Origin of the sequence: Chloracidobacterium sp. D (assembly GCF_018304685.1) — a bacterium.
GTDB lineage: Bacteria > Acidobacteriota > Blastocatellia > Chloracidobacteriales > Chloracidobacteriaceae > Chloracidobacterium > Chloracidobacterium thermophilum.
Genome location: NZ_CP072635.1, coordinates 792,876 through 810,674, shown reverse-complemented (window position 1 = coordinate 810,674; position 17,799 = coordinate 792,876). Strand labels below are relative to the sequence as shown.

18 protein-coding genes are annotated in these 17,799 nt (G+C 62.8%); 13 read left to right on the top strand and 5 right to left on the bottom strand.

The genetic code is table 11. The annotated features are described in order from the left end of the window. Nucleotides 1–3: 3 nt before the first annotated feature. Complete coding sequence (locus tag J8C01_RS14560) at nt 4–315, bottom strand: DUF2103 domain-containing protein (protein WP_014100803.1); 312 nt, start codon at nt 313–315, stop codon at nt 4–6. Nucleotides 316–407: 92 nt separating this feature from the next. After that, nucleotides 408–1,301 (bottom strand): 3-hydroxyacyl-CoA dehydrogenase family protein, encoded by an 894-nt coding sequence (locus J8C01_RS14555; protein ID WP_014100804.1) that lies wholly within the window; start codon nt 1,299–1,301, stop codon nt 408–410. Nucleotides 1,302–1,458: 157 nt separating this feature from the next. On the opposite strand from J8C01_RS14555, the gene queF reads away from it, so the two are divergent. The 10 genes from queF to J8C01_RS14505 all read left to right on the top strand — a co-directional run bounded on the left by queF (nt 1,459) and on the right by J8C01_RS14505 (nt 10,309). Then, nucleotides 1,459–1,854, top strand: coding sequence for a preQ(1) synthase (gene queF / locus J8C01_RS14550; RefSeq protein WP_014100805.1), 396 nt, complete (start codon nt 1,459–1,461; stop codon nt 1,852–1,854). Nucleotides 1,855–1,888: 34 nt separating this feature from the next. Next, entirely contained in the window at nt 1,889–2,656 is a 768-nt protein-coding gene (locus tag J8C01_RS14545) for a class II aldolase/adducin family protein (RefSeq protein ID WP_014100806.1), read from the top strand. Between the two features lie 19 nt (nt 2,657–2,675). Beyond that, nucleotides 2,676–3,344 (top strand): glycerol-3-phosphate 1-O-acyltransferase PlsY, encoded by a 669-nt coding sequence (gene plsY / locus J8C01_RS14540; protein WP_014100807.1) that lies wholly within the window; start codon nt 2,676–2,678, stop codon nt 3,342–3,344. A gap of 4 nt (nt 3,345–3,348) precedes the next feature. Further along, complete coding sequence (locus J8C01_RS14535) at nt 3,349–4,554, top strand: hybrid sensor histidine kinase/response regulator (RefSeq protein ID WP_014100808.1); 1,206 nt, start codon at nt 3,349–3,351, stop codon at nt 4,552–4,554. A gap of 218 nt (nt 4,555–4,772) precedes the next feature. Continuing rightward, complete coding sequence (locus J8C01_RS14530; RefSeq protein ID WP_014100809.1) at nt 4,773–6,092, top strand: O-acetylhomoserine aminocarboxypropyltransferase/cysteine synthase family protein; 1,320 nt, start codon at nt 4,773–4,775, stop codon at nt 6,090–6,092. Between the two features lie 153 nt (nt 6,093–6,245). Further along, entirely contained in the window at nt 6,246–7,310 is a 1,065-nt protein-coding gene (locus tag J8C01_RS14525; protein ID WP_211432893.1) for a homoserine O-acetyltransferase MetX, read from the top strand. Then, complete coding sequence (locus J8C01_RS14520) at nt 7,307–8,731, top strand: aspartate kinase (RefSeq protein ID WP_211432892.1); 1,425 nt, start codon at nt 7,307–7,309, stop codon at nt 8,729–8,731. Before J8C01_RS14525 ends, J8C01_RS14520 begins: the two co-directional genes overlap by 4 nt. Before the next feature lie 52 nt (nt 8,732–8,783). Continuing rightward, nucleotides 8,784–9,260, top strand: a complete 477-nt coding sequence (locus J8C01_RS14515; RefSeq protein WP_014100812.1) for a glycine/sarcosine/betaine reductase selenoprotein B family protein — start codon at nt 8,784–8,786, stop codon at nt 9,258–9,260. A gap of 3 nt (nt 9,261–9,263) precedes the next feature. Next, a complete protein-coding gene (locus tag J8C01_RS14510; protein ID WP_014100813.1) occupies nt 9,264–9,515 on the top strand; it encodes a hypothetical protein in 252 nt (83 codons plus the stop codon). After that, a complete protein-coding gene (locus J8C01_RS14505) occupies nt 9,512–10,309 on the top strand; it encodes a carotenoid biosynthesis protein (RefSeq protein WP_211432891.1) in 798 nt (265 codons plus the stop codon). Before J8C01_RS14510 ends, J8C01_RS14505 begins: the two co-directional genes overlap by 4 nt. 124 nt (nt 10,310–10,433) lie before the next feature. Here J8C01_RS14505 and rpsN read toward each other — a convergent pair whose 3' ends face one another. Continuing rightward, nucleotides 10,434–10,739, bottom strand: coding sequence for a 30S ribosomal protein S14 (gene rpsN, locus J8C01_RS14500; RefSeq protein ID WP_014100815.1), 306 nt, complete (start codon nt 10,737–10,739; stop codon nt 10,434–10,436). Between the two features lie 69 nt (nt 10,740–10,808). Then, complete coding sequence (locus J8C01_RS14495; protein WP_014100816.1) at nt 10,809–11,096, bottom strand: type B 50S ribosomal protein L31; 288 nt, start codon at nt 11,094–11,096, stop codon at nt 10,809–10,811. A 228-nt stretch (nt 11,097–11,324) separates the two neighbouring features. Between J8C01_RS14495 and J8C01_RS14490 the strand changes: the two genes are divergently transcribed. Beyond that, entirely contained in the window at nt 11,325–12,032 is a 708-nt protein-coding gene (locus tag J8C01_RS14490; RefSeq protein ID WP_211432890.1) for an SDR family NAD(P)-dependent oxidoreductase, read from the top strand. A 47-nt stretch (nt 12,033–12,079) separates the two neighbouring features. On the opposite strand, the gene J8C01_RS14485 is transcribed toward J8C01_RS14490, so the two are convergent. Next, nucleotides 12,080–12,592 (bottom strand): hypothetical protein, encoded by a 513-nt coding sequence (locus J8C01_RS14485; protein WP_014100818.1) that lies wholly within the window; start codon nt 12,590–12,592, stop codon nt 12,080–12,082. 88 nt (nt 12,593–12,680) lie between these two features. Between J8C01_RS14485 and J8C01_RS14480 the strand changes: the two genes are divergently transcribed. Both J8C01_RS14480 and J8C01_RS14475 read left to right on the top strand, forming a co-directional pair. Beyond that, a complete protein-coding gene (locus tag J8C01_RS14480) occupies nt 12,681–13,673 on the top strand; it encodes a hypothetical protein (RefSeq protein WP_211432889.1) in 993 nt (330 codons plus the stop codon). Between the two features lie 249 nt (nt 13,674–13,922). Next, nucleotides 13,923–17,756: a magnesium chelatase subunit H gene (locus tag J8C01_RS14475; RefSeq protein WP_211432888.1), complete on the top strand. Its 3,834-nt coding sequence runs from the start codon at nt 13,923–13,925 to the stop codon at nt 17,754–17,756. Nucleotides 17,757–17,799 lie beyond the last annotated feature (43 nt).

The window sequence follows — 17,799 nt, the reverse complement described above, 5'->3', positions numbered from 1 at the left end:
CGGTCAGTCGTCGGCCAGAAGTTCATCTATGGCCTGCTGCAACTCCGCTTCGGTCAGGGAAGTGACGACAAAAATTTCCTGGACGCCCCCACTGGAACGCGCCTGAAGTTTGAAGCCACCGACAATCGGCACTGTGACCCGAATCGTCAGAGGCAGCGGGCGGCCCTTGGCCTGTCCCAGGCGTCCCGGCGTCACCGTCTTGACGCCGGGCACTTTGCACAGGCGCGTCAGCACGGGGATGAGTCCCGGAATGTGGGTCGAATGGTTCCACACCAAACGCCCTTCGGCTGCTTCTGAAGACTTTTTCCTGACCATGCCGACGCCTCCCAAAAGAAAGCTGCCAGTGGAGGGCCTTCCTTATTAATTGCCTGTCCCAGGCCCGTTGCCCGGCCCGGGCAGCCGGCCTGTCACTGTAGCGTCATGGGCTTGGGCTGTTTCGGGTCGCTGTAGTCGTAAAAGCCGCGTCCGGTTTTGCGACCCAGCCAGCCAGCCGCCACCATGCGCGTCAGAAGCGGCGGGGGCGCGAACCGCCGTTCCCGGAAGGCATCGTACATGACATTGGCCACGTTGAGGAGGACATCCAGCCCCACCAGGTCGTTGAGCATCAGCGGCCCCATGGGATGCCCCGCCCCCAACTTCATTGCCTGGTCAATGTCGGCTATCGAGCCGACGCCCTCTTCCAGCGCACGGATGGCGTCGAGGGAGTAGGGCACGAGCAGGCGGTTGACGATAAAGCCCGTCTTGTCCGTAGCCTGAACAGGCGTTTTCCCAATCGCCTGCACAAAGGCCGTGACCTGCTCGGCCACGGCGGCGTCGGTCAGAAACGACCGGACGACTTCCACAAGCGCCATGCGCGGGACGGGATTGAAGAAGTGCAGGCCGAGAAAGCGGGTCTGCCGCGCCGGTGAAACGACACCCGCCATCTGGGTAATCGAGAGCGAGGAGGTGTTGCTGGCAAAGACCGTTTCAGGCCGGCACAACGCATCCAACTGGCGGAACAACGTCTGCTTGGCGGCCAGGTCTTCCACAATAGCCTCGATGATGAGGTCACATCCCGCCAGCGCCGAAAGCTCGGTCGAGCCACGCAGCCGCTGCTGGGCCGCACTTTTGGCTTCATCTTCCAAAAGGCCCTTCTCGACCAGTTTCGACAGGGATGAAACAATCGTCGTAAAACCGCGTTGCAGCCGGTCATCGTCCGTTTCGACCACCACCACATCCAGGCCAGCCTGAATCACGGTTTGGGCAATGCCGGCGCCCATCGTGCCGCAGCCGACGACGCCTATGTTGCGCAGTTCAGTCATACCGTTATGATTCCTTTCAAATGAAAAGTGCTTGCGCCTCAATGTCGCAAAAGTTCAGCTCCACAGCGCAAAAATTCGTGTCAGAAAAATTCGTGCCAGTCCGCCTGGCGGCTGGTAAGGTAACACCGATTTTCAGGAAACGAGGTCTGAATGTCTCATGGGCGCTTACACCGATGAACATGCCAGAAAGGGGCTGGATGCACCGCTGCCACCCATCGAGTGCTGGGCCAACCAGTTTCCGAACTACCGAATTACGATTCGCATCCCGGAGTTTACGTCCGTGTGCCCGCTCACCGAGCAGCCGGATTTTGGGACGGTGACCATCACCTACGTGCCCCGTGACCGCTGCCTGGAGCTGAAATCGCTGAAACTTTACATTCACGCCTACCGCCAGTTGGGGATTTTTTACGAGAACGCCATCAACCGCATCCTGCGGGATGTCGTTGCCGCCTGCGATCCGGTCGAATGTACGGTCACGGGCGACTTTACGCCACGCGGCGGCATCAGTTCCCTGATCGAAGCCACCTACCGGGCTACCCACCGCCCGGCCTGAACCCGTCCATTTGCGCCTACGGAGGAATTGTCCTATGACCGCACCTGCGCCGCTGAGTGTTCGTGACCGTGTCTCGCCGGAAGAATGGCAGGCGCGGGTTGATCTGGCCGCCATGTATCGCCTCACGGCGCTGTATGGCTGGGATGACCTTGTGTTTACGCACATTTCAATGCGCGTCCCGGGGGAGGACCACCACTTTCTCATCAATCCCTACGGTCTGCTCTTTGAAGAAGTGACGGCCTCGAACCTGGTCAAGATTGATCTCAATGGGCAGATCGTCATGGAAACACCCTACCGCATCAATCCGGCCGGCTTCACCATTCACGGCGCCATTCATGCCGCGCGGGAAGATGCCCGGTGTGTGTTCCACACGCACACGCCACATGGCATTGCCGTTGCCGCCCAGGCCGAAGGGCTGCGGCCGCTTTCCCAGCAGTCGCTCTTTGCCCTTGCCAGCCTTGGGTATCACGACTACGAAGGCGTGGCGCTCAATGAAGACGAAAAGCCACGTCTGGTGGCCGACCTGGGCGACAAGCAGATTCTCATCCTGCGCAACCACGGCCTGCTGACCGTCGGCCGGACGGCCGCCGAAGCCTTCCTGCTGATGTACGTTGTGGAAAGCGCCTGCCGCATCCAGGTTCTGGCGCAGTCCGGCGGGCAACCGCTCGTGACGATTCCTGAGCCGATTCTGCGGGGCATTCGCGCCCAGGCTGACCAGGTGACGCTTGGGTTGGGCGCCGAACTGGTCTGGCCTGCGCTGCTGCGCAAACTCGACCGGGTGGACGCCTCATACCGTAACTAGTGCAACGATACCGGAACCGATGGCAACCGTACCGCTGGCAACCTGGTTTGTCGCTCTGACGCTGGCCTACCTCATCGGCGGCCTGCCTTCGGGCTTCCTGATTGCCAAGGCCGTGACGGGTGAAGATGTCCGCGCTTCCGGGTCGGGAAGTACCGGGGCGACGAATGTCGTCCGCAAGGCCGGACTCGCCGCCGGACTGGCCACCTACATACTGGATGTTTCCAAGGGCATGCTGGTGCTGTGGCTGGCGGTGCGGTGGTTCGGATTGTCCGCGTCCACAGCTCAGGGCGCCGTGGGGCTGGCAGCCATCCTGGGCCACATGTTTCCGGTCTATCTCGGCTTTCGCGGCGGCAAAGGCGTGGCGACCGGAGTGGGTGTGTTTCTGATGCTGTCGCCGTGGGCCACGCTTCTGTCGCTCGGAGTCTGGGTGGTTGCCTTTGCCCTGACGCGCACAGTGTCGCTGGGTTCGCTGCTGGGGGTGGTCGCGCTGCCGTTTGGCATCTGGAGTTGTGATGGCTGGTGGGCGGGGCGTCCACCAGCCGTCTGGTTGCCGACCCTGGTGTGGTCGGTTGTGATAGGTCTGGTCATTGTTGCGCGCCACCGCGAGAACCTCCAGCGGCTCTATCGGGGCACGGAATTGACCTTTGGAGAGACGCGGCTGCGTTCGACGCCGCCACAGGGGTCATGAGCTTATGTCCAACACAGTGCTGGTGGTGGATGATGAATCCACTGTACGTCTGTTATTCAGAAAAATCCTGACCAGGGCCGGCTTTGCCGTACTGGAAGCTGTGAATGGCGAAGATGCCTTGCAGCAGGTGGATGCTGCCTTGCCGGGGGTGATTCTGCTGGACTGGGTGATGCCGGGTCTGGATGGGCCTGAGGTGTGCCGTTTGATTCGCACCAATCCCAAATTGCTCGACAGCCAAATCATCATGCTGTCGTCGCGCAGCGAACTCGAAGACCGGGTGCAGGGGCTTGATGCCGGGGCGGATGACTACCTGGTGAAGCCCTGTGAAACCAAGGAACTTCTGGCGCGGGTGCGCAGCGCCATGCGCATTCACGAACTCAAACACCAACTGCGCGAAAAAGCTGCCCAGCTTCAGGAAACCGTCGCCAAGCTGGAAGAGCTGGCCCATCAGCGGGAGGAGTTCACGGCCGTGCTCGTCCACGACATCCGCTCGCCACTCGCCACAGTCTATGGCGCATTGGAACTGACGGAACTCCGGGCGGAGGAAACCGGCATCATAGACGATGAACTGCGCCGGATTTTTCAGCACGCTTACCGTACCCTCGACCACATCACCCGGCTCGTCAACGAAGTGCTGGATTTCTCCAAGGCTGAAGCCGGGGAAGCCACACTTGAACTGGAGCTGGTGGCCGCCGGGGAACTCGTCCAGGAAGCGGCTGATCAGGTCTCCCTCAACGCCGAGCGCAAGGGCATCACCCTGCGCGTCGAGTACCCGGCTGACCTGCCCAGTCTGCTGCTTGACCGGGGCAAAATGCTGCGTGCCATCGGCAACCTGCTCTCCAACGCCATCAAGTTCACGCCTGCCGGCGGCACAGTGACGCTGCGCGCCGAGCGAACGGAAGGCGTCGGGCTGGACGCGGGTAAAAGTTTTCTGGTCATTCACGTCGAAGACACCGGGCCGGGCATTCCGGCCAAGGACCTGCCTTACATTTTCAACCCGTACTACCAGGCCCGGCAGCGCACCCGGCAGTTGGGCACGGGACTGGGACTCGCCATTGTGCAGCGCATCACGGCTGCCCACGGCGGGCAGGTGAGCGTGAAAAGCACCGAAGGCGTCGGAACCGCCTTTACCATCGTCCTGCCGACAACGAAAACATGCCCGCTTTCTTCCTCCTCTGCGCTGTCGGCCGCCGACACAGAAATGGGTTGACAAGGTTCTCCGTTATCATCCATCGTTCGTCCGTCATAACGGATGATTTGACAACCTGACGTGGCGATTTAGGCAACTTGCTCCACGCTAAAAACTGCTAAAGCGCCGGTGGTCCAAGCCGTATCTGCCCCGCACGCTTTGGGCAAAGCGTGCGGGGCAGTTGCTTTTTGGGCTGCGCCGGGTCACTTCACACAGGTCACTTTAGGGAGGATGTCCCAATGGCGGAATACCACTTCGATACCCTGGCCCTTCACGGCGGCTACGCGCCCGAGGCAACAACGAAAGCCCGCGCCCTGCCGATTTACCAGACGACCTCGTACCAGTTCGACGATGCCGACCATGCTGCGCGGCTGTTCGCACTCAAGGAGTTTGGCAACATCTACACGCGGTTGATGAACCCCACGACCGACGTGTTCGAGAAGCGCCTGGCCGCGCTCGAAGGTGGAGTGGCTGCGCTGGCGACAGCTTCCGGGCAGGCAGCCGAAACGCTGGCCATCACCACGATCGCCAGCGCCGGTGACAACATCGTTTCGACCAACTCACTCTACGGCGGGACGTACAACCTGTTTCGCTACACCCTGCCCAAGCTGGGCATCACCGTGAAGTTTGTGGATGCCGACGACTTTGCCGGCATCGAGCAGCTCATAGACGAACGCACCAAGGCCATCTACTCAGAGACCCTGGGCAACCCGAACCTGCTTGTGACCGACATCGAACGCCTTGCAGAGATTGCCCATCGCCATGGACTGCCGCTCATCATTGACAACACCGCGGCTTCACCGGCGCTGTGCCGTCCCATCGAGCACGGCGCAAACATTGTCATCGAGAGCGCCACGAAATTCATCGGCGGTCACGGAACGAGCATCGGCGGGGTCATCATTGACGGAGGCAACTTCGACTGGAAGGCTTCCGGGCGTTTTCCCGATTTCACGACGCCCGATCCGTCCTACCATGGCATCGTTTATACGGAAGCCTTTGGCCATCTGGCCTTCATCATCAAGGCGCGGGTGCAGGGCCTGCGGGATACCGGCGCGGCGCTGTCGCCCTTCAACGCCTTCCTGCTGGCGCAAGGGACGGAAACGCTCTCCCTGCGCATGGCGCGTCATTCGGAAAACGCCCTCGCTGTCGCCAACTTCCTCAAAAACCATCCCCACGTCGCTTGGGTCAACTATCCGGGTCTGGCGGAAGGCGAACAGAAGGCGCGGGTAGAGAAGTATCTGCCCAAGGGGGCCGGGGCGCTCGTGACCTTCGGGATTCAGGGCGGTTACGAGGCCGGCAAGCGCTTCATCAATTCGGTCAGGCTGTTCAGCCTGCTGGCCAACATCGGCGATGCCAAGTCCCTGGTCATTCATCCGGCTTCAACCACGCATTCCCAGCTTTCCGAAGAAGAACAGCGGGCGACAGGTGTGACGCCGGAGATGATCCGGCTCTCCGTCGGGATTGAGGACATCCGCGACATCCTGGCCGACCTTGACGCCGGGTTGCGCAGCGCCGTCATTTCGGAATCGCCAGCGGCGGCGCAATCGGCCACGGCCTGAGCTTTCGAGCTTCGTCGGCGCCGGCGCTCTTTTGTGACGGTTCGGGCTGAGAGAGTTTCCGTCCCAGCGCCCGGCGTCGGCGATGGTTTTTGCCAGCGGCGCTTTTCCTTCCCGGCGGGAAGGAAAAGTTGCCGGGGCTCTGAAAAAAACGCCATGGATGCCATCGAACCAACGGTCGAGTGCGATGTCACCCTCGACGAGCATCCCTTTCGCCTGGAAGCCGGGGGCGAACTGCCGGAGGTGACACTGCGGTGCGCCTGGTACGGCCAACCGGAAACGGCTCCCGGCGGCGTCATTCTCGTCTGCCATGCCCTGACCGGTTCAGCCCGGGTGGCCGACTGGTGGGGCGGACTGGTCGGGCCGGGGCGCCTGCTGGACCCGGCGCACTATGCCATCGTGGGCATCAATGTGCTTGGTTCCTGCTATGGTTCGACCGGGCCGACGACGCTTGACCGACGGCGTGGACGCCCCTACGGAGCGCGGTTTCCGCTGGTGACCATCGGGGATATGGTGCGCGCCCAGTACCTTGCGCTGCGGCAACTGGGCATCCTGCGCCTGACGGCCGTGATTGGCGGTTCGATTGGGGGCATGCAGGCGCTGCGCTGGGCCACGGATTTCCCCGCCCTGCTCGATGTCTGCTGCGCCATTGGCGCGACGCCACTGCCGGCCATGGGGTTGGCGCTGAACCATCTTCAGCGGCAGGCCATCCTGTCCGACCCCGCCTGGCAGGATGGCGACTACACGACGCAGCCGGTGGCCGGACTCGCCCTGGCCCGCGCCATTGCCATGTGCAGTTACAAGTCAGCGGCGCTGTTTGATGCCCGTTTCGGCCGCCGTCCCGACCGGTCAGGTGAAGACCCCCGAAAGACGCTGACCGGAAGATACGACGTAGCCGGCTATCTCGACCACCAGGGAGAAAAGTTCGTCCGGCGGTTTGATGCCAACAGCTACCTTGTGCTGAGCAAAGCCATGGACACCTTCGACCTCACCGATGCGGAACTGGCGCGGATTCGCGCCCGGATACACCTGGTGGGGCTGTCTTCGGACTGGCTTTTTCCGGCCGCCGGCGTACGCGCGCTGGCCCACCGGCTGCGGGCAGTCAATGTGGCGGTTCAGTATGATGAAATCATAACCGACCATGGCCACGATGGCTTTCTGGCCGAACCCGATGCTGTTGCCCCCTGCCTGCGTGCGGCACTCACAACCCAACCCACATGAACCCAACACCATCCCTTTCTGTGCCTTCGGCCGCCAACCCCGGGCTGTGCCCCGTGGTGATGAAGTTTGGCGGCACTTCGGTTCAGGACACGGCGGCCTTTGAGCGGGTGGCCGCCATCATTCGTCGGCAGCAAGGTCAGCCGCCCCGACAGCAGCCCGTCGTCGTGGTGTCGGCCATGGCCGGGATGACCGATGCGTTGCTGGATGCCGTCAAGCGTTCCCTGGAACAGGACACGACGGCGGCGCTGGAGTGGCTGGAACCCCATTTTGCCCGCTACAGCGAGGTGGCCGAACGGCTGACCGAAGGGAGTGCCTACGGTGAGTTCGTCCACGTGCTCTATGCCGCGCGCGAACGCATCGCGCAGGCATTGGAGGTGATGCGCCGCTATCCGGGCACCATTCCACCGCTGCGCGATGAAGTCGTGGCCTATGGCGAACACCTTTCCGCCGCGCTGCTGACGGCCGTTCTGGCCGGTGACGGTACGCCCTGTCGCACGGTGGATGCCCGGACGTGCATCGTGACAGATGATGTTTACGGACGCGCGCGCCCGCGCTGGGAGGCAACCCAGGCCTACACCCGTCAGGTTTTGGGGCCGCTGCTGGCGGAAGGAGTCATCCCGGTGCTGGGCGGCTTCATCGGCGCGACCTTTGACGGCGCGACCACGACACTTGGCCGCGGCGGCTCGGATTATTCGGCCACCCTGATTGGCGCAGCACTTCAGGCCTGCGAAGTCCAGATTTGGACGGATGTCGCCGGCATTTACTCGGCCGATCCACGTCTGGTTGCCCAAGTGCGGCGGCTGGACACACTGGCTTACGGGGAAGCCACCGATCTGGCGCTCTACGGGGCGAAAGTGTTGCATCCACGCACCATCGAGCCGGTCGAGCGGTTGAGCATTCCGGTGAGCATTCGCAACTCGTACGACCCGGAAGCTGGCTACTCGACGATTAGGGCTTCATCCGGCGCCCCGGCCGGGGCCATTCTGGCCGTCACCCACCGCAACGGTGTGGCCGCCGTTCACGTGCGTCCACGGGGGAGCTGGCGCACGGCCGCGGCCCTGGACGAAATGGCCCAGATTCTGGACGCCCACGGCATCCTGGTCGAGCACCTGGCGGCCTCGCGCCTGGGGCTGACGGCCACAGTGGAGGACGGCGAGGCACTGGAAGCGGCCCGGCGCGACCTTCAGACCTGTGGCGACGTGCAGGTGACGACCGACCGCGCGCTGCTGTGTGTCGTCGGCAACTTCGGAACTGAGGCCACGGAACTACATCCGGCGCTGAGCGAAATTCTGGCCGAGTTTCGTTCCACGCCGCTGTTGCCCCATCCATCGCCCCACGCGCGTCTGTTTCTTCTGGCGGAAGCTGCCGCGCCGACGGCCGTCCAGAAGCTGCACGCGCAGCTCATTGAAAATCCAGCCTGAGCGTGTCACCGTGTCACCCGTGAAACGCCCCAACTGCCGGAGGTGAGCCGCCATGGCGGAACTTTCCGATGCCAGCCTGCTTGTCCGCTCCTTTATGCGCGCCTACCGCTACACGGTATCCGTCTGGCAACCGGCGCGGCTGACCAAGCCGCTGTCCGCCTGCAAGGTCGGCTTGGTGACGACGGCCGCCTTTCACCTGCCCACGCAACCGACGTTTGACCTCAAGCTGGCCGGCGATCCGTCCTTTCGCATCATTCCGACCGACTGTGACCTCACCACGCTCAAGGTCGGGCATGTCAGCCCTTCGTTTGATCACACGGGTATCGAGCGCGACCCGAACCTGGCACTGCCCATCACCCGTTTTCAGGAACTCGTGGCGGAAGGTGTCGTGGGCGAACTCAACGCGCGGGCCTGGTCATTTTGCGGTTCGATTGCCAAGCCGGGGGAACTCATTGCCCGTACCGCGCCGGAAGCTGCCGCCCAGGCCCGGGCCGACGGCGTGGAAGTCGCCCTGCTGACCCCGGTCTGACCGATGTGCAATCAGTCGGTCGGACTGATTCAGGCTGCATTTGAAAACGAAGGCATCGTGACGGTCTCGATTTCACTGTACCGGTTCGTCACCGAGAAGGTACGTCCGCCGCGCGCCCTGTGGGTACCGTTCCCGCTGGGGTATCCCCTGGGCGAACCCCACAACCCGGCGCTCCAACGGCGGGTTATCCTGGCGGCGCTGGAGTTGTTGACCGCCGATGAGCCGTTGCCGCTCATCCGCGACTTTCAACCATGACCGATCTGCTGCATCGCCTGGCGGGGACCGTCCTGCTGCGTCCCTACGTCTTTGTGTTCCTGCTGGCGTACCTGTTTCTGGCTGTGGCGCGGCTGGGCTGGCTGCGTACCCTGGTCTGGACTGTTACGGCGTATCTCATCGCCTGGGCCTGTGAATGGAGTTCCGTTCACAACGGGTTTCCCTTCGGGCGGTACGACTACATTGACCGCACGAGTGACCGCGAACTGTGGGTGGCGGGCGTGCCTTTTTTTGATTCGCTGTCCTTTGCCTTTCTTTCCTTCATCAGCTTTGAAGCGGCTGTCATCCTGCGTACGCCGTTGACTTCCTGGCATGTGGCGCCCGATGACGCGCCAGCGCGGCGGTCATGGCTGACGACCGTCTATGCCGGACTGCTGATGATGTTTCTCGATGTGGTGATTGATCCGGTGACGCTCCAGGGTGAGCGGTGGTTTCTGGGGCAAATCTACGGCTACCCACACGGCGGCCCACACTTTGGCGTGACGATTGAAAACTATGTCGGGTGGTTTGTGGTCAGCGTACTCATCACCACGACCTTTCGCCTGTGGGAAGCAACGCTGCTGCGTGGTGTGGCGCGCACGGGAAGCTTTGCCTTTCCGTTCCAGCATGTTGCTCCGCTGGGGGTCTATTTCGGCATCTTTGCCTTCAACATTGCTGTCACGTTCTGGATTGGCGAGACGACCATGGGCTGGGCCAGCACCTTCATCGCGTTTCTCATCGGCTGGATGTTCGTGCAGCACGCCCTCTCGCCCTACCGAAGCCGGTCCGGCGAGTGACGGCGGAAACAACAGCCACAGAAAAACACCCCGGCCCGGCGGGTTTACACACGCCGGGCCGGGTGGGGAAGTCGGTGCTGGTGAACGTAAGGGCCGGTAAGTCGGTTGCGCCGTGTGGCGGACGTTACCAACTGGCCTTTCTGACACCCGGAATCTCACCCCGCAGGGCCAGTTCGCGGAACTTGATGCGCGACAGGCCGAACCTGCGCAGATACCCGCGTGGGCGTCCCGTGATAGCGCAGCGGTTGCGAATGCGTACCGGGGAGGAGTTGCGCGGCAGGTCCTGGAGCTTGTACAGCGCCGCTTCGCGCTCTTCGTCAGTTGCGTTCGGGTTGCGGATGATGGCCTTCAGCGCGGCCCGCTTTTCGGCATACTTGGCGACAAGGCGCTTGATTTTCTCAGCTTTGGCAATGCGACTTTTCTTGGCCATAACGACTCTCGTGAAATGAGCAATGTTGACTCACCCACCGGCTCTGGCGGGCAGCCGCCACAGTGTCTGTCACTTTGACGCCTTCGCCGCTGGTTTGTCCGCGGCCCCGGTCGTCTTCTTCCCATAGCGCCGGTTGAAGCGGTCAACGCGCCCGGCGGTGTCCACAAACTTCTGCTTCCCGGTGAAGAAGGGATGGGAAGCCGCGGAGATGTCCAGCATCACCAGCGGGTATTCCTGCCCGTCAATGGTGATGGTCTTGTTGGTTTTGACTGTCGAACGGATGATGTAGTTGACATCGGCGGATTCGTCCCGGAACACGACGGGACGGTAATTTTCGGGATGGATGCCTTTTTTCACTGCTCACCTTCCTGCCAGACGGGCGCCGGATGCTATGCCATTTTCACTGGACGCCCTGTTTGGTCTTGCACAAACTCACCGGCTGAGACGCGCCGGGCCGAAGCCAAAGCGAAACCGTAATCCTACACGGAAGCGCCGCCCTTCGCCAAGCGCAAATTTTCGGAAAGGATGTATCCCCGCCCCGGCCCCGTGTGCCTGCGGACTGCTGAGGAAGGCGGGACGTTGCCTATGTCACTTCAGGAACAGGTTGTTGTCATCACCGGCAGTACCGGCGGGTTGGGGCCGGCCGTCGTGCAGGCCTGTCTGCGCGCCGGAGCCGTGGTTGTAGCGGGTCATCGCGGACACGTTGCCCCCGATGAATGGCGATCCCGGTTTGAGGGCGCAGACGGGCAGCTTGCGCTTGTGTCAGCCGACCTGACGGATGAAACCAGCGTCCCGGCACTGGCCGACCACGCCATACAGCAGTACGGCCGACTCGACGGCTGGCTCAATCTGGTCGGCGGCTATGCCGGGGGAACGCCCGTCGCCGACCTCGAACTGGCAGAGTTTGAAGCCATGCTGACGCTCAACCTGCGGACGGCCTTTCTGGGCAGCCGCGCTGCCTTCCGCGCCATGCAACCGCGCCGCCGGGGCAGCATCGTCAATGTCTCCTCGCTGGGGGCGCTGCGCGGCACGGCCGGGCATGCCGGTTACGCTGCCGCCAAAGCTGCCGTCATCCGCCTGACCGAAACCCTGGCTGCGGAAGGAGCGCCCTACGGGATTCGGGCCAATGTCGTCCTGCCCGGCATGATTGACACGCCGGCCAACCGGGCGGCGATGCCGGGGGCGGACCGCGCCACGTGGGTTGCACCGGAAGACATTGCCGCCGTGCTGGTGTTTCTGTTGTCCGATGCCGCCCGGGCCGTCAGTGGCGCCAGCCTTCCGATAGGAGGCTGAAAGCTGGCTGGCTGGTTGTGTGCCTGGCGCGTCCGTTCAACCGGTGCTCAACCGGCGTTCGTACTGCCGGCCTGGTCAGGTGGGGGCGGCGCTTGTGGCGGGTCTGACTGGGGCTGGTCTTCGGCGGTGAAGTCGTACTCGACCGGAATTTCCGAGGCGACGAGGTTCCACGCCTGAAAGGACTTCATCATCGCCATGACGAGGCTCATGTTGCCCTCGATTTTGTAATCCGGCGATGACAGCGCCCGCTGCACGGTGATTTCACCCCGGTTGAGCCGGGCCGCCTTGTCGTAGGTCATCGTCGTACGCGACACGAAATTGGCGCTGAAGGGTTCTTCCCGCAGTGCCTGCCATGGGCTGGGGTGGTCTTCGTACTTCCATTCGATGGCCTTGCCCTGCTTGAACGTCCACTGGGTCCGCCGGTCCTTGCCGTCCGGGCCGTCATAGACCCGAAAGACGAACGTGCCGTTGAGTTTTTTGCCATCTGCCAGAAAGCGCGGGTCGGTCTCCATCCGCCGCGCCATTTCATCGAGCCATGCCTTGGAATAGAACTTGATCATAATGCTTCCTGAAGGAACTGGAGTCCGGGGGAGATTAACGCACAGTCATTCACCGGGTGCGTTGGCGTCAAGCCATGACAAGGACGCCATGGGGGACGTTCCGGGTGAACCGCGCCTGTGGTACGTCAACACCGATTTTGAGGCCGAACTGGCGGCTCTGTCGCAGGGGCGGCGCTACGTCCCGACCGGACGCTTTGCGGGACGCAACCGGGTGATCGCCTACAACCTGCTGAAATACCTGCTTCGGCCCGGTGATGCCCTGCTGACGCCCGACGCCTGGCGGACGTCGTTGGAGGACGTGGCCGCCCGGCGCGGCATCGCCCTGCTGCCGCTGGAAAGCACGCGGGAGGCGTCTGCCTACCACTTCACGCCCTGGGGCTGGACGCCCACGGCGCTGGCCGTTGGAGTGCGCGCTGGCGCGCGGCTGTCACCGCCGCCACTGAACAGCGTGGCGCGGGTCAACTCGAAAGTCTACAGCCACAGTCTGGAAGTCGAACTCGCTGTAGCCGATGAACGGGCGCGGCTGGTGGCGTCCGAGGCGGAACTCATGGCGCATGTGGCGCAGGTCTGTCCGCAGGCGGAAGCCAAATGGGTCATCAAGCACCCTTACGGCGTGGCGGCCCGCGAGCGGGTGCTGGGGCGGGGGCCCCGGGTGCCGCCGCCGGCCGCCGCCTGGTGTCGCCGGCGCTTTGCCGAAGGGGTGCCACTGCTGTTTGAACCCTGGTATGACGTGCAGCGGGAATACGGCCTGTGCGGCTTCATTGGCCCTGATGGCGACCTGCGGCTGCCGGGCGTCAGTCGTCCTGTCACCAATGGGGCCGGTGTGCTCATTGGCTATGAATTGCAGTCTGCATCGCTGCCGGCGGCGGTGTTGTCCCTGGGAAGGCAGGTCGGTGTGCGCCTGGCTGCGGAGGGCTACCGCGGCCCGTGGGGGATGGACATTCTTGAACACACGCAGGGGTGGCGCTGCCTTCTGGAAATCAATGCCCGCTGGACCGTTGGCTTTCTGGCTCTGTGTGTGATGGCCCAGTCCGCACAGGGGGTTGAACGCTGGGCGCTGGAGCTGCCGCCCGGCGCCTGACGCCGTGCGTTCCGGGCCTGCGCTGCGCGTTCCGGGCCTGATACGGAAAAACTTCAAAGAATTTTTTTGCGATGCCATAAACCGTTCTATAGCTTGGTTTCAGGCTCACCCAGTCCCTCACAGCCTTCCCCCCTCACCTGCCTGCTGGAAGGTGTGCGTCCCCGAATCGCGTGAGTCCCATCCGAGGCGTGTCCTGCCGGGAAAGCCGGCGGTGCGCTTGCTTTGGGTTTCAGAAGAGCGTTTTCGGGTATGAAGTTTCTTTTCATCGCACTCGATGGACAGGCCGATCTGGCCCTTGCTGTTGCTGCGGCGCGGGTCCGTGAGCAGCACGGCGTCAATCTCCAGGTGGCCTTTCACATTGCAGCCGAACTTGACCGGGCTGAGGCCATTGAAAAGCTCCGCGCCGACGCGGCGGAAGCCGACCTGGTGTTTGTCGTCCACCAGTTTGACGACGAAAAAATTGCCCTTATCCGGGAGTTGCTCCACCGCCATGCCGCCCGCTACCAGGCTGTCATCTGCGTGATGTGCGCGCCGTCGCTGATTCGGGAGACGCGCCTGGGACGCTTCATACTGGCCAAAAAGGATGAAGGCGAAACGCCGTGGTATTCGCCGCTGCGCATGATCCGGGCCGTCAAGGATTCCTTCAAAAAGGACGACGACCCGGCCGCCGAACCCAAGGCGGCCCAGCCGCCGGGACGCACCATGCTCACCATGCTCAAGAATGCCGGGAAGATTATGAAGTACATCCCCGGCACGGCGCAGGACATTCACGCCTACATGATGAGCATCCAGTACTGGCTCAATGCCTCGGCTGACAATCTGGAGCAGTTTCTGCTGTTTTTGCTGACGCGCTACACGGAAGCCTACCGTGGCCGTTTCAACCCGAAGCCGCCGGTTGAATACCCCGATGTGGGGCTGTTTCACCCCCGTGAAGGGCGCATTGTCGAATCCATCAGGGAACTGCGGGCGCACGTCCCGGCGCGGCCCAATGCCCCCACGATTGGCGTGCTGATGTTGCGGTCCTATCTGCTGTCGGGCAACCGGGCGCACTATGCGGCCGTCATTGAAGCCCTCGAACAGCGTGGCGCGAATGTCATTCCGGCCTATGCCTTTGGGTTGGACGGCCGGCCGGCGGTGGAAAAATACTTCCTCGAACGCGGCCGCCCGGTAGTGGATGCCGTGCTGTCGCTGACCGGGTTTTCACTCGTCGGCGGGCCGGCCTACAACGACGCCCTGGCGGCCGAGCGGCTGCTGAAGCAGCTTGACGTGCCCTACATCTGCGCGCCCTCGCTGGAGTTTCAGACCATCGAGGAGTGGCTCTCCGACACCCAGGGGCTGAACCGCCTTCAGGCCACGCTGATGGTCTCCATTCCAGAGCTGGACGGGACAACCGATCAGATTGTTTTTGCCGGCAAGTCCGGGAACTCGCGCCTGCTGGAACCCATCCCGGATCGGGTGGAGCGTCTGGTTGGGCGGGTCATGGCGCGGGTCCGTCTGCGCCGCCTGCCGCCGGCCAAACGGCGCGTTGCCATCGTGCTGTTCAACTTTCCGCCGAGCCAGGGCAACGTCGGCACGGCGGCCTACCTTGATGTGTGGACAAGCCTGCACCGTCTGCTCGGCAAAATGCAGCAGGCCGGCTACCACCTCACGGACGTACCTGCCACCGTGGACGAGTTGCGCGACAGCATCGTTCACGGCAATGCCGTCCAGTACGGCCAGCCGGCCAACGTCTGTGACCTGTTTCCACGGCTGGAATACGAGCGGCTTGTGCCGACCTACCGCGAAATTGAACGGTCGTGGGGACCCTCGCCGGGTGAAAAGAACGTCTATGGCGGGGACTTCGCCATCATGGGACGGGTGTTTGGCAACGTCGGGGTGTTTGTCCAGCCGAGTTTTGGCTTTGAAGATGACCCGATGCGCCTGCTGTTTTCGGAGGATGTCACGCCCAACCACGGTTTTACCGCCTTTTATGCGTATCTCAACCGGACGTGGGGGGCGGATGTCCTGCTCCACTTCGGAACGCACGGGGCGACGGAGTTTATGCCCGGCAAGCAGGTTGGGTTGAGCCGGTTCTGCTGGAGCGACCGGCTCATTGGCGACCTGCCTAACATTTATGCCTACTGCGCCAACAACCCGTCGGAAGGTCTCATTGCGAAGCGCCGGGGTTACGCGACGCTGGTGAGTTACCTCAGCCCGCCCATTGAGGCAGCGGGTCTGTACAAGGAATTCGTGACGCTCAAGGAAACCATGGACGGTTTCCGCAATGAACCGACCCGGCGCGAGGCCTACGTTCCGGCCATCGTCGAAAAGGCCAAGGAACTCAACCTGCTCGACCACGACTTCACTCCCGACGAACTGACAACCGAACGCTTCCAGAAGCTCTACAACGACCTGCTGGAACTGGAGTACAGCCTCATTCCAACGGGGCTGCACACGATGGATGACGGTCTCGACAGCCAGGAACTCGTCGGCATGCTGCGCGTCGTGGCGGATTTTCCGGTTGCCGGGCAGCGCCTGCCGAGCCTGACCAAAACCGTCCTGGCTCACTGGGCCGAACTGAACGCGAAGTCGGCCGCCGGAACTGCCGGAGGGGATGACGCGCTGGCGGCCTTTTCACGAAACGTTGAACTGGAGCGACAGGCGCGGCATTTCATCGGCGAGGCCATCCTGGAAATGCACCAGAAGCGTTCGGCCAGCGCCGGGGCCAGCCACCTGGCCAAACTCTGCCGCGCCAAACGGAGTCTGTTTGACGCGCACTTTGCATTTCTGTTTGACCTGCACGAAAAGCTCCGCACCAACGCTGAACTCGATGCCATCCTGCGGGCTTTGGACGGGCGCTACATTGCCCCTGTGGCGGGCGGGGATGTCGTGCGTGACCCCGGCATTCTTCCGACCGGGCGCAACCTGCATGCCATTGACCCGTACCGCATGCCGACCTATGCCGCAACGCGCGAAGCCCAGAAGTCTGTGGAGCAGCTTCTTGAGCGGTATGCGCGCGAACACGGCGGCACACTGCCGCGCAGCGTGGCGCTCGTGCTGTGGGGTACCGACAACCTGAAAAGTGGCGGCGTGGGCGTGGCCCAGGCCCTGTGGCTGCTGGGAGCGCGGGCCGTGGCCGATGAAATGGGCCGCATTGCCAACGTTGAACTCATCCCGCTGACCGAGTTGAGCCGGCCCCGGATTGATGTCGTGCTGACGCTGTCCGGCATCTTCCGGGATGTATTGCCACAGCAGATACGTCTGCTTGACCGCGCTGTGCGCCTGGCAGCCGAGGCGGATGAGCCGGAGACACAAAACTTCATCCGCGCCCACGTGCAGGAAATGCTGCGGCAGGGGGTGACTTGGGAAGATGCCGTCCGGCGGATTTTCTCGAATGCTGCCGGCAGCTACGGCGCCAACGTCAACCATCTGGTGGATTCGTCCACGTGGGAAAACGACAGCGAAATTGCCCAGACGTTCCTCTCACGCAAGGGCTTTGCATACGACCCGAACGGGCAGTTCGTCGCGGCCCGGGCCGACTATGAACGGGTTTTGGGCAGCGTCACGCTGGCGTTTCAGAACGTGGATTCCACCGAAATGAACATCACCGATATTGACCACTACTACGAGTACCTGGGCGGCGTCACCAGCGCCGTCAAGCACCTGCGGGGCGATGGCACCGCGCCGGCTGTGATGCTGGCCGATGCGACGGGAGCCGAAGCCAAGGTGCGCAGTCTCGAAGAAACGGTCCGGCTCGAATCCCGTACCAAGCTGCTCAATCCCAAGTGGTACGAAGCCATGCTGGAGAACGGCTACGCCGGTGTGAGCCAGATCGAACGGCAGGTCTCCAACACCTTTGGCTGGAGTGCGACCTGCCAGGCTGTGGATGACTGGGTGTATGACGGCGTGGCGCAGACCTACGTGCTCGACGAAGCCATGCGTGCGCGGTTGCAGCGCCTCAACCCCAGCAGTTTGTCGAAGTTGACCCGCCGGTTGCTTGAAGCCCATGGGCGGGGGCTGTGGAAAACGGACGAGGCGACGCTCGAACAGTTGCGTGAAGCCTACGCCCAGATGGAAGACGCACTGGAAAACGTGACTTTGTAATCCCCAAGCCTTTATCCGGGAACGAACCCCCCAAGTGAACTGC